The organism is Veillonella sp. ACP1 (genome assembly GCF_000286635.1).
In the GTDB taxonomy this organism is placed as follows: Bacteria; Bacillota; Negativicutes; order Veillonellales; family Veillonellaceae; genus Veillonella; species Veillonella atypica.
Window position 1 is genome coordinate 11,649 of record NZ_ALKL01000004.1, and the last position, 18,323, is coordinate 29,971.

Below are 18,323 nucleotides of genomic sequence, written 5' to 3' on the forward strand. Positions count from 1 at the left end.
ATTCATATGTTATGCAATTTAAATAATAACTTATATCAAAAATGCAAAGAACCCTCTTGCATACGTTTTATACCCAACAGGGTATAAGTATCGTAGTTAAGAGGGTTCTTTATTTTATTCCAAGATTATTGTATCTTTACAATTTGATTTCTATTATCAATTATATGCTGTTTAGCCTTTAGATGCTAACAATTTATCTACCGCTGCTTTCAAATCATCTAAGCCCTTCTTCGTTTCTGCCAATTCACGACGTTGTTGTTCGTTCTCAGCTTCTAACGTAGTAAGACGAGCTGCTTGATCTGCGATAACATATTTTTGTTCCGCATTTTCCTTTTTAAGGCTAGATACTTCATCTTGCATTACATACACAGAGCTAATAGGGCCTGCTTTGTAACGATCTGGAATATTTTTCTTTTCTGGGCTGTAACCAAATTTATGAGTTACACCAGCATTAACCATATTATGGTTACCACCAACGGAAACGCCTACGTTGAACATAGTGTTTTCATTCGTGTAATGAGCAAGGCCAAGAGCTGCCGCAGTTTCACCGCGATAGTTGCCTACGCCGGCCATGATTTGTGTTGGTTCCAATGGGTCGTATTGAATTGGTTTCAATGCTGCCATTGCCGCTGCATGAGCACCAACATGTTGCACTTCACCAGCTACTTGATTGATAGCTTGGCTAGTATTTGCATTGGATGCATTTAATTGAGCTACATTCACTGCATCTGTTGGATCTGTACCAGGCGCAACCCCTTTAATTTGATTATTACCATTATTGAGGCCATCCTTCGTTAAGGATACAGGGCCTGCATGTGGATTTGTAGGGTTCGCACTACCAGGCGTAATAGTAATACCATTACCATTCGTCACCGTTGTATTGCCAGCTGCATCCTTAAATGTAGCAGACTTCATGTCTGTAAGCTCAGGATTTACGGCATAACTGATAGATTTACCTGTTTGAGTAACCATCATGTTATTGCCTGCTTTGAAAGTAACGGTTTCTTCTGCCTTGATTTTTTCAGGACTTGTACCTACAACAGTACTTTTACCAGAATCAACAGAATCAACAGTAACCTTCCAACCAGAATCAGCTACGGCAGATTTCAATTGATCCTCTGTAGCTGCACGGCCAGAAACTATAGAACCTGGTGTCCAAGTTTTATTAGTTAAGCCTGTTACTGTGCCAGTAGAACCATCTACTTTCACAGAATTAGTACCACCAGTTGTGACGATACCATCCTTACCATCGATACCAACAGTGCCAATACCTGCCTTGCCATCCTTGCCATTAAGGGTAATCTTATCAGCTACAGCAATAGTGCCAGCAGTACCATCTACAGTAACCGCCTTAGTTGGATCCGCAGCGCCTAAGGTAATTTTATCATTCAACTTATTGTCATAAATTGTATGACCATCGGCAGCAGTTGTCTTAGTTAATACGATATTGCCCGTCGTACTACCTGCAGTTTCGCCATTATTAGCAGTTAATTCAGTAGTGGACTTAGCAGCATACTCTTTCAACTGACCAACATTGACAGCATCTGTATTCGCCACACCAGCCGCTACATTCACAATCTTATTATTGCCATTATCGAGGCCATTGCTAGTCAAGGAAACCGTATCTTTACCAGTTTTTGTAATCGTTATGCCATCTTTATTGAAAGTTGCATTGTTGCCAGCAGCATCTTTAACAGTTACTCCCTTAGCATCAGCCTTAGTCTCATCACCAGCTGCATTTTTCAATGTATTACTAGTTGCATTGGATACATTAGTATTACCTGCATTATCTGCCAATGTATTGCTAGTAGCTGTTGCAGTATTAGTATTACCTGCGCCATCATTAATTACATTTTTATCAGCTGTAGATGTGTTCGTCTTAGCACCATCAGTGATAGTAGTACCCGCTGCAGTTGTAGCAGTGGATTTATTACCATCTACAACAGTGTTACCTGCCGCATTAGATGTATTCGTTTTACCACCATCTGTTTGAACGATACTATCGCCTTTAATAACAGTTGTTTTACCGCCTGTTGCTTCAAAGGTTGCAGAATTCATCTTAGTAAGATCTTTATTCAAGGAGTACGATACTGTTTTACCATTTTGGTCAATAACAAGATTATCCCCAGCTTGAAGTTTTACTTCTTCACCACTGGATACCTTTGTAGAAGCAGCACCATTAGATACACCGCTAGAACCAGCAACGATACCAGTATTCACCTTCCAACCAGCGCCTACTGCATCAGATACTTGTTGCAATTGATCTTCTGTAGCTGCACGACCAGTAGTGGCTTTTGTTACACCTGGAACCCATGTTGTATTAGTTAAACCATCCAAATGACCATTAGCGCCATCTAATGTAACAGGAGTTGCACCATTCCCCATAGTAATCTTATTGTTCACACCGTCAACAGCAATGTTTCCGATATTAGCTTTACCAGCAGTTATAGTAGATGTATTTGTGCCGTCTGTAATCGTATTCGATGTAGCATTAGATGTATTCTTATTACCATTACCATCATCGATTACATTACTATCTACAGTAGACTTGTTAGACTTAGCACCATCTTTAATAACTTGACCAGCTGCAGTCGTTTCTGTGGACTTAGTGCCATCAGTTACAGTGTTACCACCTGCTGTAGATGTATTCGTTTGCGTACCTGCAGTTTGTGTAATACTGTTTCCAGTAATGACTGTTGTATTACTACCTGTGCCAAGGAATGTGGCAGAATTCATCTTAACAAGGTCTTTGTTAAGGGTGAAAGTAAAGTCTCGTTCATTTTGGTTTATGGTCATATTTTCGCCAGCAATCAATTGAACTTTATCGTCTTTACCAACCTTAGCATCTTTCTTAGTACCTGTTTGAGCACCAGATGTACCAGTTTTCTTATCTGCAGTGATTTGCCATGTTTGTTCGCCTACAGCTTTTAATTGTTCTTCTGTAGCCGCACGGCCTTTTGTTGCAAAGTCTGCACTAGTTACTGTTGTATTAGACAAGCCAGTGATATCGTTTGTTGTACCACCGGTTACTGTTACTGTACCAGTTTTGATTGTACCTGCTGCACCATCTAACTTAACAGCATTAGTGCCACCAGTAGTGAATGTATTATTTACACCATCAATGATAGAAGAGCCAATTGTAGCTTTACCAGCAGTAATAGTACTTGTGTTTGTACCATCAGTAATTGTATTAGATGTGGCATTGGATGTATTTACATTACCAGTGCCATCATCGATAACATTGCTATCAACAGTAGTTTTATTAGATTTAGCACCGTCTACGATTGTATTTTCATCAACAGTAGATGTATTTGTCTTAGTACCATCTTTGATAACTTGACCAGCTGCTGTAGTTTCTGTGGACTTAGTACCATCAGCTACAGTATTACCAGCTGCTGTAGATGTATTCATTTGCGAACCTGCAGTTTGCGTAATGGAATCACCGTTGATAACAGTTTTGTTAGTACCTGTACCATTGAACGTAGCAGATTCCAAATCTTTAAGAGCCTTATTCAATGAATATGCTACAGTTTTACCATTTTGGTCAACAATTAAGTTGTTACCTGCTTGGAATTGAACCTCTTCACCGCTTGCTACCTTAGTAGATGCAGCACCATTAGATTCACCGGTAGAGCCAGTGACCTTACCAGTGTTCACCTTCCAACCAGCACCAACTGCATCAGATACCTTTTGCAATTGATCTTCTGTAGCGGCACGACCAGAAACAGCTTGTGTTACACCTGGTGTCCAATCTTTATTAGCAAGGCCCATTACATGGTTATTCGTGCCATCTACAGTAACACCACCGATATTAGCAGTCTTACCTGTGATTGTACCTGTAGCACCATTTAACGTTACAGGGCTTGCACCTCCTGTTGTGAATGTATTATTTACACCATCCACAATGGAAGAACCAATTGTAGCTTTGCCAGCAGTGATTGTACTTGTATTAGTACCATCAGTAATTGTATTGGATGTAGCATTGGATGTATTTACATTGCCATTACCATCATCAATAACATTACTATCTACAGTAGATGTATTCGATTTAGTCCCATCAGTTTGTGTAATGGACTCACCAGTAATAACAGTTTTGTTAGTACCTGTACCAAGGAATGTGCCAGAGTTCATCTTCACAAGATCTTTATTAAGAGTGAATGTAAAGTCTCGTTCATTTTGATTTACTGTCATATTTTCGCCAGCAATTAATTGAACTTTGTCATCTTTACCCACCTTAGCATCCTTCTTAGTACCTGTTTGGGCACCAGAAGTAGTAGCATCTTTATCTGCCGTGATTTGCCATGTTTGTTCGCCTACAGCTTTTAATTGTTCTTCTGTAGCCGCACGGCCTTTCGTTGCAAAGTCTGCAGAGTTTACAGTTGTGTTAGACAAGCCAGTGATGTCGTTGGTTGTACCACCAGTTACTGTTACTGTACCAGTTTTAATTGTGCCTGCTGCGCCATCCATAGTAACAGCATTAGCACCTCCAGTAGTAAATGTCTTATTAACACCATCAATAATGGAAGAACCAATAGTTGCCTTACCAGCTGTACCATCAATCGTTACGGCATTAGTACCAGTACCAAGTGTCACCTTATCGTTGAGTTTTACGTCATAAATAGTATGTCCATCAGCTGCTGTGGTAGATGTCAATGTTACATTACCTGTTGTTGCATTAGCCGCTTCACCTGTGTTAGCAGTGATTTCAGTTTTAGATGCCTTTTTAGCTGCATTGATAGCATCAGCTACATTTTGAGCTGTTGCTACGCCATCTGTAGTTGGACCTGTAATTGTGCCATCTGTACCAGCAGTAATAGTTGCTGTATTTACATCGTATTTTACAACACCTGCATCATCGATAGAGGCAGTTGTTAATGTACCATTCTTGAAATTCAAGCCATCGGCTAAGGAAACTTGTTTAGCAGTACCATCGTTTGCTTTGTAAGACAAGTTTGTCTTATTCGCAATCTTAGTACCATCGATGGTTACCTTGTAATCCTTAGTTGTACCATCTGCACTAGTTGTAGGTGTTACAGTCAACGGATTATTAGCATCAGTTGTATCTGTGCTGACTGTCACAGCAGCTACAGCAGATTTTTTAACTTCTGCTTCAGACACTGTAAGATTTACATTCTTACCGTTTACATCAGTAGAGATGTATTTACCATCACCTTTAATACCGAATGTATCATCCTTAAGATTTACAGATCCAGTATTAGTCGCTACATCACCAGTGAACTTCAATGTAGTAGCCCCAGTGGCAGCTTTCAATTGTTCTTCTGTTGCCGCACGGCCCTTAGTTGCAAAGTCAGTTGCAGATAGAGTTGTGTTAGATAAACCCGTGATATCGTTGGTTGTACCACCAGTTACTGTTACATTACCAGTTTTAACAGTGCCATCTGCACCATTAACTACTACAGCATTTGTGCCACCAGTAGTAATCTTGCTCACTACACCATCGATACCAACAGTACCAATTTGTGCCTTACCAGCAGTAATTGTACTTGCATTAGTACCATCTGTAATTGTATTAGATGTAGCATTAGATGTATTTACATTACCAGTACCATCATCAATTACATTGTTATCTACAGTAGATTTATTGGACTTAGCACCGTCTTTAATCACTTGACCAGCAGCTGTAGTTTCTGTGGATTTAGTACCATCCGCTACAGTGTTGCCACCTGCAGTAGATGTATTTGTTTGTGTACCTGCAGTTTGCGTTATGGAATCACCAGTAATAACAGTTGTATTCGTACCTGTCCCAAGGAATGTAGCAGAGTTCATCTTCACAAGATCCTTATTCAAGGAGTATGTAAAGTCTCGTTCATTTTGATTTACTGTGAGATTTTCACCAGCAATCAATTGAACTTTGTCGTCTTTACCTACTTTAGCATTTTTCTTAGTACCTGTTTGGGCACCAGACGTAGCCGCATCTTTATCTGCTGTGATTTCCCAAGTTTGGCTACCCGCAGCATCTGCAACAGCTTTCAATTGGTCTTCTGTTGCAGCTCGGCCAGTAGTAGCAGTACCATTCCAAGTTGTATTAGATAAGCCGCCAATAGTATTAGCCGTACCGTTAACAGTAACACCACCGATATTGGCAGTTGTACCTGTAATTGTGCCTGTGGCACCATCTAAGGTTACAGCATTAGCGCCACCAGTAGTGAATGTGTTATTTACACCATCAACAACAGAGGAACCGATGGTCGCCTTACCTGCAGTACCATCAATTGTTACAGCATTAGCACCAGTACCAAGTGTCACCTTATCATTGAGTTTTACGTCATAAATAGTATGACCATCTGTAGCTGTGGTAGATGTTAATGTCACATTACCTGTCGTTGCATTAGCTGCTTCACCAGTGTTAGCAGTGATTTCAGTTTTAGAAGCCTTTTTAGCCGCATTGATAGCATCAGCTACGTTTTGAGCTGTTGCTACACCATCAGTAGTTGGACCTGTAATTGTACCATCTGTACCTGCAGTGATAGATACTGTATTTACATCGTATTTAACAACGCCTGCATCATCGATAGATGCAGTTGTTAATGTACCATTCTTGAAGTTCAAACCATCGGCTAATGAAACTTGTTTTGCAGTACCATCATTTGCTTTATAGGACAAGTTAGTCTTATTCGCAATCTTAGTACCATCAATCGTTACTTTGTAATCCTTAGTTGTACCATCTGCACTAGTTGTTGGGGTTACAGTCAATGGATTATTAGCATCCGTAGTATCTGTACTTACTGTTACAGCTGCTACAGCAGATTTTTTAACTTCTGCTTCAGAGACGGTAAGATTTACATTTTTACCGTTTACGTCAGTAGAAATGTATTTCCCATCACCTTTAATACCGAATATATCATCTTTAAGATTTACAGATCCAGTATTAGCCGCTACATCACCTGTGAACTTCAATGTCGTAGCACCAGTTGCTGCTTTCAATTGGTCTTCTGTTGCAGCACGTCCAGATACGGCTGTGCCATTCCATGTTGTATTAGATAAGCCACCAATAGTATTAGCTGTACCATTTACAGTAACGCCACCAATAGTAGCCGTTTTACCTGTAATAGCACCGGTTGTACCATCGATAGTTACCGCATTAGCACCAGAACCAAGTGTCACCTTATCATTGAGTTTTACGTCATAAATAGTATGACCATCAGCAGCCGTAGTAGATGTTAATGTCACATTACCTGTTGTTGCATTAGCTGCTTCACCTGTATTAGCAGTGATTTCAGTTTTAGACGCTTTTTTAGCTGCATTGATAGCGTCAGCTACGTTTTTAGCTGTTGCTACGCCATCAGTAGTTGGACCTGTAATTGTGCCATCTGTACCAGCAGTGATAGTTGCGGAATTAACAGCAACTTTCACACCCGCTGCCGTAGCAGATGTGCTCACAAGACTGCCATCACCGGTCACGGCAAAGGATACGTCCCCGTCTTTAAGGTATTTATTACCTGTGGAACCAGTGTCAGCAGTGAGGCCAATGCCCTTAGTAGTAGCGTTAACAGTGTCAGCATCTAGACCAACTGTGATCGTTTGGTTATTAACAGTCGCCGTTACGCCATTGGCACCAGCTACATTAAGTTTTTGGTTTTTAAGGTCTACAGTGCCGTCATGTGTGCCATCAGTAATATTGAGGTTTTGAGACAAGTTAGCCACTGCATTTTGAACATCGCCGATATTCGCCGCATTCGTCAATGTAGTGCCACCGCTAGCAACATTGCTAATGACCTTGTTACCAGCATTGATGCCAGCCGTTTTATCAATAGAAATACCACCAACAGTCACATTATCTGTTGTTACACCAGTGCCTGTAATGGCCGTTGTACCATTCGTTAAACCATTTGTATTGATAACCGTATTGCCTGCCGTGAAGGACGTACCTGTGAATGATGTGCCTGTGAAAGTAGTACCCGTTACAGAGCCATCAGTACCATCCAAGGTAATTTTATTCGCACCAGAACCAACAGTTACTTTGTTATTCGCTGTTACAGAATCAACGGTAATATCTTTCTTAGTAGCAACAGTGATTTTCTTTTTATCTGTACCATCTTGTGTAATCTCGATGTTATCGCCATTAACAAGATCTACTGTATCGCCGCCTTTAACAGCCGTTTTATCTGTTGTACTGGAATTCGTTGTAATATTCCAAGCCGCACCTGCTTTTGCTGCATCAGCCGCTTTGTTGATAGCATCAGCTACATTTTGCGCAGTTGCCAAGCCATCATTACCAGTTACGGACGCTTCACCTGTCGTGGCATTACTGTTAATCGTAGCACGCTTTGTAGAAATCTCAACCGTATTACCATTCATATTAGTAGATACAAAGTCGCCTGTTGCGCCTTTCACATTAAATGCCACATCAGCAGCGCTCAAAGATTGGCTGGATGCTGTGCCAGCATCTGCACCAAGGGAGATATTTCTAGCTAACGCTGCTGTATTAGTAGCAATAGCGGCTGTATTTTTAGTGATATTACCCTTATTAGCAGCAATATCTGTGGTATTCGTATTGATTTGATTCTTAGTTGCTGTATTAAGATCAAAGGATACTTTACCATCGTTATCAACAGTAGCAACTGTGGATCCACCATCTACAAAGTTAAGACCCTTAGATAAAGAAACCTTCTTCGCATTAGCATCAGCAGCACTATTAGCACGGTATGTTAAATCCGTTTTAGCCGCAAGTTTTGTTGTATCGATACCGATGGCATAATCCTTAGAATTAGCACCCGCTGTTGGGGTTACCGTAATCGGATTATCTGCTTGCGCATCCTTACTTACCGTTACAGCAGCTACCGCTAAATCTTTTACCTTAGCCGCATCAACAGCAACTTTCACACCTGCTGTTGTACCAGTTGTGCTCACAAGATTGCCATCGCCAGTTACCGCAAAGGATACATCACCATCTTTAAGGTATTTATTACCTGTAGAACCAGTATCAGCAGTAAGGCCAATCCCCTTCGTTGTAGCATTAACAGTATTCGCGTCCAAACCAACTGTGATCGTTTGATTATTTACAGTCGCTGTTACACCATTAGCACCAGCCACGTTAAGTTTTTGGTTTTTAAGGTCCACAGTGCCGTTATTTGTACCATCAGTAATATTAAGGTTTTGAGACAAGTTAGCTACAGCTTGTTTCACATCACCAATGTTCGCTGCATTGGAATCATCAGTAGCATTGTTGTTTACAGTACCGCTAGCTACATTGGAAATAACTTGGTTACCTGCACTGATACCATTCGTACCAAAGGAAACCGCACTAGCACCTGTACCACTTGTTAGACCAGTCGTATTGATAACTGTATTACCTGCAGTTAAGGAATCAACGGTCATATTCTTAGCCGTCTTGATGGTGAAAGTCTTACCCGTTTGGCCAATTTCAATATTGTCACCATTGTTAAAGGTAATAGTGTCGCCGCCTTTTACCTCTTCTTCAGCATGAGCATTCGCTTTCACCTTGAAAGAAGAAGCAGCCTTAGCAGCATCCTTAATCGCTTGTTCATTAACCGTCAATTTTACATCATTGCCGGATGCAGCGGTAGAGATAAACTTGTTATCACCTTTGATATTGAAGGATACATTACCATCCTTTAAGGACTTAGCAGTCGTAGATGTGCCGTTATCGTCAGTTAAAGCAATAGTATGAGCGATATTGGTTGTATTCGTTGCAATCTTATCACCCAATACAGTGTTTGTATTGTTAATTGCCGCAGCAACCTCTGTAGCTTTAGCTACACCGGTAGTACCCGTTACAGTACCATTCGTTGTATTAGGTGTTAATGTACCTTCTGCTACATCAATAGTAATCGTTTGTCCATTAACAGTAGCTTTCGCAGCACCCGTGCCTGTAAGAGTTAATTTCTGATTTTTAAGTGCTACAGAGCTATCTTTTGTACCATCAGAAATATTAAGTTTTTGATCTCCAACAGTATCTTTTAACTGCTTAACATTAACTGCATCTGTATCAGCTGTACCAGTTGCCACATCTTTGATTTGTTGATTTGCTGCACTAATACCTTCTAACCCAAACTGTGCTGTATTAGTTCCTGTGGCATCACCAAAGGCAATTCCTTTGGCATTATATTCAGACATATTAGAACCATCAGTAAGTGTCACTCCAGAAGTAGTAACAATAGTATTACCACCACTCCCATTATCTAAAGAAATGGTGCCCATACCAATTTGAGTTAAATCAGTAATCCCATTATTAATTCTGATACCGGAGGTATCTATAGAGGTTCCTGCGCCAGTATTATCTTTAAAGTCAGCATGATCTGCTGTTATACCACCATTACTACCATCTAATTTAATGGTTTCACCTTTATTATTGCCAATCGATACAGAGGATAAATTAGTAAGGTTTTTATTTAGTTTTACAGAGATATTTTTATTATCACGCTCAACTGTAATATTACTACCACCTGTGAAATCTACAATATCCCCTTTGCTAACTGTCGTAGGATTAGCTTCGCTATTAGCCGATAACTTCCATTCATAAGCACTCTTTGTAACAGCATTATTAATAGCATCTGCCACATTTTTAGCAGTTGCCAAGCCATCATCACCTGTTACAGAGGCTACACCACTATTAGCATCACTATTAATTGTAGAGCGTTTAGTAGATACTTCTACAGTATTGCCATTCATCTTAGTAGAAATGTAATCACCAGTAGCCCCCTTAATATTGAAAGCTACATCTCCGGTAGATAGAGACTGGCTAGATTTTGTCCCAGAATCGGCACCAAGGGAAATATTCCGAGCAAGTGCTGTTGTATTTGCTGCAATATTAGTTGTATTAGTTGCAATTTTACCTTTATTGGTAGCAATATCTGTTGTATTTGCAGCAATCTTATTTTTATTAGTGGCTATATCTGCAGCATTTGTAGCAATATTAGCTTTATTAGCAGCAACGCCAGTAGTATTAGTATTGATTTGGTTCTTAGTAGCTGCATTTAGGTCAAAGGATACTTTGCCATCGTCATTTACAATTGCAATAGTATTGCTACCATTAACAAAATTTAGACCTTTCGATAAAGAAACCGTCTTAGCTGGAGATGCACTATTGGCTGTATATGCCAAATTGGTATTAGCCGCTAATTTATCTGTATCAACCGCAATAGTTACACCAGAACTAGATGCAGTTGTCTTTACTACAGATCCATCACCTTTGATATCAAAAGTAGCATTTCCATCCTTTAGCTGTTTTATACCAGTATTACCAACATTACCTAATAATCCAATACCATTTGAAATGGCATTTTGAGCATCTGTTGTTAAACCAATATTAACAGTTTGTCCGCTTACAGTAGCATTGATTCCCGTACCACTTGACACCTTGAGTGATTGACCACCAAGCTGAACAGAGCCTTTATTATTGGCTCCATCTGTCAGGTTAAGCGTTGCACCTGATACATAACGTTTAACATCTCCAATATTAGCCGCATTACTATCTGTACTACCACCAGTGGCTACATTATTAATGGCTTGATTACCTGCACTAATTCCATTTGTACCAAATGAAACAGCACTTGAACCAGTACCACTTGTTAAACCAGTAGTATTAATTGTCGTATTGCCGGCTGTGAAAGTTTGACCTGTCACTGCACCGGTTTTACCATTGATAGAAACCGCGTTGGTTCCAGTGCCGAATGCTGCCTGTGCATTGGTTCCATTTAAGCTAATCGCATTATTACCGGAACCAGCCGTAATAGTTGCAGAGGTCCCATCTAATTTAATTGCATTAGTGCCAATACCAGCCGTCATTACACCTGTTGTACCATCTAATACAAGCTGTTTAGTTGTGGCACCTACAGATACCTTATTATTAGCTTTCACAGAATCTACAGTAATATCTTTATTTAATTTGGTAGTAATCTTCTTACCTGCACGTTCAACAGTAATATTAGAAGAATCACCATTGAAGTCTACCTTATTGCCTTTTGCTACGCTTTCACCAGCATCACCATTAGCAGATACCGTCCATGTATATGCATTTTTAGAAATAGCATCATTAATAGACTGCGCTACGTTTTTTGCATCAGCCATACCTTTATTGGCTGATGCTACTCCATTCGTATTAACAGTAATATCTTGAGTTTTACCAGCAATGGTAATACCATCTTTATTTGCTGTCGTTGTAATGTAGGTAGTATCCCCTTTAATAGCCAATGTACCATTAGCAAGGTTCACATCATTATTGCCACTATTACCACTGAAAGCAAGGTTTACGCTCTTTAATTGAGCCACATTGACCGCATCTGTATTGCTTGTACCTGCTGCTACACCAGTAATTTGACGAGTTACACTAGCACCTTCACCAACGGATACAGCTGCATTTGTGCTGGTAAGTATATTATTAGTTAATCCACCATACTTATTAGTACGACCATCATTCGGATCGTATCCCTTAACACCTTTATCAACAGTGGCCTTAGAACCAGAGCCTATTGCAACACCATCTTTTACCTGAGCAATAGCACCGGTTCCAAGAGCCGTAGCATTTTCTGCTGTTGCAGAGGCAGCAGATCCTAATGCGGTCGCATTTTTAGCCATAGCAGCTGCCTGATGGCCAAATGCACTCGCATCAGTCGCATCAGTTGTAGCCCCAAAACCAACTGCGGTTTGGAAATTAGTATTATCCTTGGTCACTGTTGCCGCTCCAATAGCAGTAGTACCTACACCAGCTGCCTTAGCCCCTTGGAATTGACCAGAGTTATCACCCCCACCAAGAGCAACTGCATAATCACCATTTGCAATAGTATTGCGCCCTATAGCAACACTAGGCGCCGAACCAACCTTTACTTTAGCATTACTATTTTCACCGATTGCAATAGTAGAGAAACCTAATGCTTTGGCACCTTTACCTATTGCAACAGACGAGGCAGCGCCACCTTGTGCGCCATTACCAATAGCCACTACATCATTAATCTTAGACTTATCTGTACTATTAATAATAGTAGCACTTTGGCCTAGTAAGACGGATCCACTAGTGTATACATCACCTAGGCCAGCACTTTTACCAATACTAACATTATTGCTACCCGTTAATTTACGTCCCGCATCTGTGCCAATACCAATATTTTCTGTTCCATTAGATTGAAACCCTGCAGCCCAACCAATTCCTATTGATTTAGAATTATTTTGAGCTCCATAATTTGATTGATAACCAATAGATACTACAGATTCAGCATTAGCTTGAGAGCCATTCCCTAAAGAAACACCATTATTACCGGATGATTGAGCACCTGGACCAATTGCAATAGCATCAGTGCCTGTAGCACCATCATTATTTTTATTACCAACAGCTGATGATTTTACAGAAAAATAATTAATAGGTTTAATTTGGCTAGCCACTGCAAATAGTTGAGAACCATTAATGGCATCTGTACTTGTAGCAGATACTTCACCTGCTGCTACGTTTTTAATTTGACGTTCTTTTCCTACTGCACCAACAGAAACTTGCATTCCTGTATCAGAGGTTGCACCAGCAAAATTATAAGTAATGCCGTTAATAGTTGTATTCGCCTGACTTGTTGCATTTGTATCAGTAGTAGAATCACTACCAATAGCTACAGAATTAGCGATTGATGCCTTAGCATTTTTACCAACTGCAACTGCATTTGCATTACTTGCGTTAGCACTTTTACCAATCGCAATAGTCTCATTACCATTTGTAACAGCACTTGCACCTATAGCAAGGGCATTATTACCTTGTGCTTTCGTCTTATCTGTAGCACTATAACCACCAATCGCAACAGCACCTACACTTGATGCTTCTGCTTTACTACCCATTGCTACTGCATTCGCAGCAGTAGCCGATACAGCACTACCTATGGCAACACCATTTTTACTCAAAACACTTTGCCCTACTGCAATACCACCATCAGCAATAGATACAGTACCAATAGCCAAACCGCCTTTAGCTGCATTTGCACGATTACCAAAAGCAATAGATCCATCATCTACACTCTTAGTACCATAATAGACATTTGTACTAATGTCATTAACATTTATAGTATAAGTGTTTCCGTTTCCACCGACACCAGTATTATTTTTGTCGCCACCGACACCACCATTACCTATAGCGATAGAATCAACTCCGGATGCACTAGCTTTAGGGCCGATAGTAATATTGCGAACACCATCACTAGTGGATCCAGCCCCTATAGTAACCGACGAATGCTGATTAGCAGATGCTCCTGTCCCCATAGCAATAGAGTCTTGCCCACCAAAAGTAGTTCCTGCAGTCGGAGCAGTTATGCTAGCACCTTTACCAATAGCAATAGATGAATTCCCACCAGCTGCGCCTGAAACACCTGCAAAGGAATCTGTTCCACTTGCAGTTGCACCTGCACCGATGGCAGTCGCCCGCTCATTGCTACTATTAGAATTATACCCAATAGCAATAGCCTTTTCTCCAGTCGCTTTGGGATAATTAACTGTAGCTGTATAATCTCCAGATACATCTCCACTACCTAAGGCAATAGAGTATTTCCCCGATGCATCAGCACTAACCCCCATTGCCATAGAGCCTACTTCTCTAGCTCGAGTTTTAACACCGATAGATACACTGGAAGAGTTATCACCAATACTATTATCATTATTTGCTTGAACACCAATAGCAACAGTATTATTTGCTTTTGCCTTCGCATTAAACCCTATGCCTACAGCATTCACTGCGCTTTCTGCACTCCAACCAACAGCAACGCCACCACGGCCACCGGCAATTGCACTAGAACCAATAGCAATAGCACTTTCACCACTAGCATTACCACCACTTGCCGCAAAAGCATTATTGCCATTTGCATTTGTCGAACCGGTGCCACCTAACGCAACTGAATTATCCCCAGTTGCCGTAGACCAACCAAGACCAATAGCACCAGCACCATTAACGACTGCACCACCTATAGCAACAGAGGAGGATCCTGAAGCATTACTATGTGCACCTATAGCAACAGTCGCTACGTTACCATTCGCTATTGTAGTATTATCATTCATATTAGGTCCTACAACTAAACCTTGTGTAGGATGGAATCCTACACCATTAGAGTTCCAGCCTGTTCTAGCCCCACTACCATTTATAGCTTGACTGTCCTGTACGCCATTAACCATCGCCAACGCCGCAAATATCCCGGCCACTACGATTTTCTTTTTACCTGTTTTGTTCTTTGCAATTTCAGATACTACGATGTAGCACTGTTTTGACTTAGACCAAATTACTTTAAAAATCTTGTTCATTCGTTTTCCTTTTACTAACTATCTCTCAAAACCATATCTTATATAAATTATTTTCTAGTATTTGTATTTCGTTATGCCTCAAAATATACCCATTATATTTTAAAGCTCATTTCATAATTTTATCATATTTTATCTATATCAAACAATGGAATTTGATGCATTATACGAATATTTAATTGCAAATCAAACATTTTCAAAAATCAAAAGGATATAGATTTAATCTATTTCTTTTATATTTATCTATGTATATTTTTATCTTTTTGGATAAATATTTATGAATGATTATACAATCGAATTGTTAACTTGTATTCCAAAAATATTTCTATTTAATTTCCATATGCGTATTTTTCATCTCGTGTTTATTATTTAATTTAATATTTTATTTTTAAAGTGTATTTTCTAATTCATTTTATATTTAGGATAATCTTTTAATAAGACAGATAGGTTTAAGCGCAAAAAAAGCCACCACTCATAACGAGTGGTGGCTTTCACCATATACATATTCATACATGAAGATATGCAAATGTATAAATTGTGTATGCACCTAAAACTATGCTTTAGAAGCAAGCAATTGATCAACAGCTGCTTTCAATGCATCGATTTCAGATTGTTGTTTATCAAGCTTAGCCTTGTATGCTTCGTTTTCAGAACGCAATTGAGTCATTTCATCTTGCATTACATAAATGGAGCTAATAGGGCCCGCTTTATAACGATCAGGAATATTTTTCTTTTCAGCACTAATGCCAAATTTGTGAGTTACGCCCGCATTAATCATATTATGGTTGCCACCAACAGACACGCCTACGTTAAACATAGTATTGTCATTTGTATAGTGTGCAATACCTAAAGCTGCTGCGCTTTCACCACGATAGTTACCTACGCCAGCCATGATTTGTGTTGGAGCCAATGGATCGTATTGAATTGTTTTCAACGCCGCCATCGCAGCAGCATGAGCACCTACACGTTGGGTTTCCGTAGCAACCTTGCTAATTTCTTGACGAAGTTGCGTTGTATTACCCGAATTATTTTGCGTCATTTGATTAATCGCATCGGCCACATTATCTGCAGTCGCGAGATCATTACCACTAGACGTAGCATGTCCATTTGCAACGGAAATAGTCGATGTTTTAGCATCGTATTTCACTACACCACTAGCTGCTACAGTCGCTTTTGTATGATCACCATCAGTGAAATTAAATCCACTTGCAATGCTCGTTGTTTGACCATTCAAACCATTCGCAGCATAGGCAATTTTAACATTGTTCGTATTTAATGATAATCCGATACCTGCACTTGTAGCATTAGTCGTAATCATGGTATCGCCAGTAACTTTGAAAGTACCATTTTGTAGATTCATAGTTTGTTGGCTATTGTTATCACCATCAAACTTAAATGTTGCAGAGGATGTGGCACTACTAATTGCTTGTTGTAATTGACCTTCTGTAGCTGCTCGGTCTGGTGTGGTTGTAGAACCAGTCCATGTTGTATTGGATAGACCTGTAATGGTATTTGTTGTACCACCTGTAATTGTTACATTACCAGCTTTCACAGTATTACCTTGAACAGTGTCACCTTTCACAGTACCTGCGGCAGTCACATTACCAGATGTAGTTACATTTTTAGCAGTTACATCGCCCGTAGCAGTGATATCCTTAGCAGTTACCGTGCCAGTATTGCCGTCTAATTTAACCTCATTAGCGCCTGTACCAGCTGTTACCGTTGTGAAAGCAACATTGTCTTTTGTCTTATAGGTAATATCCTTGCCAGTACGAGATACTTCCATATTGGAACCAGCTTTGAAGTTAACAGTGTCACCACCGGAAATCGTTTCTGTACCGGTCGTACCATCTGCAGCAAGTTTCCATGCAGATTGAGATACTGCTTTTGCAGTCGCCGCATTAATAGCATCAGCTACATTTTTCGCAGTCGCAAGACCATCATTTCCAGTTACGGAAGCTTCACCTGTAGCGGCATTACTATTGATGGTTGCACGTTTAGTGGAAATCTCTACAGTGCTACCATTCATGTTTGTAGAGATATAATCCCCAGTAGCACCTTTCACTGCGAAGGATACATCACCATCTTTTAAGGATTGGCTAGATGTAGTACCACTATCCGCAGCAAGAGAAATATTTTTATTCGTTGCTGTGCTAGCATTGTTAATCTTATCCTTAGTAGCTGTATCTAAACCTACAGTAATAGTTTTACCATTCACTTCAGTAGTAACACCATCTGTACCTACAACCTTCAATGCGTCATTTTTAAGGTTAATAGAACCATTATTATTGCCATCTGTAATATTAAGTACTTGAGCACCTGTCGCTTTAGTAACAGCCGTATTAATCGCAGTACTAACAGCATTTTTTACATCATCTGTTGTAGCTACACCTGCTGTATTTGTGATGTTACCATTGCCATCCGTAGACAATGAACCTTGCGTTACATTGAACTTCACAACACCATTAGCTGCTACTTCTGCAGTTGTTAATGTACCATTAGAGAAGTTAAAGCCATCTTTTAAAGATACCGTTTGACCTGAAGCATTACTATTTGCCGTGTATGCAATATTAGTATTCTTAGTCAAATTAGTAGTTAAATCACTAATCGCACTTGTGATATCACCAATATTTGCAGCGTTTGTAGCAGTCGTACCACCACTAGCAACATTGGTAATCACTTTATTACCCGCATCGATACCTGTTGTTGTCACAGATGGACCACCTGTTAAACGGAATCCAGTCGTATTCATAGATGCATTACCAGCTGTAAATGTATTACCACTCACTCCACCTGTTGCACCATCCAAGGTAATAAGGTTAGTACCAGAGCCTACTTTTACAGTATTGGCTGCAGTTACAGAATCTAATGTAAGATCTTTTTTCGTCTTAACCGTAATCTTCTTACCATCTGTACCATCTTGTGTAATCTCGATGTTGTCACCATTAATGAGATCAACCGTATTACCACCAGATACTTTTGTAGCTGTACCACCATTAGTAGAAATATTCCATGCAGAACCATCTTTAGCAGATGTCACAGCTTTAGTAATCGCATCATTCACAACAGTCGTCATATTATCT

Annotated in this window: 2 protein-coding genes; both read right to left on the minus strand. The window is 39.9% G+C overall.

Annotated elements, in window-relative coordinates; translation table 11 throughout:
• Positions 1–171: 171 nt before the first annotated feature.
• Entirely contained in the window at positions 172–15,243 is a 15,072-nt protein-coding gene (locus HMPREF1151_RS01625) for a YadA-like family protein (RefSeq protein ID WP_009660826.1), read from the minus strand.
• Between the two features lie 550 nt (positions 15,244–15,793).
• Positions 15,794–18,323: YadA-like family protein (locus HMPREF1151_RS01630; RefSeq protein WP_198002233.1), on the minus strand; the 2,530-nt coding region annotated here is incomplete at its 5' end.

Coding starts and splice junctions, on each gene's coding strand:
- HMPREF1151_RS01625 (WP_009660826.1), bottom strand. CDS start 15,243: ATGAACAAGATTTTTAAAGTAATTTGGTCTAAGTCAAAACAGTGCTAC.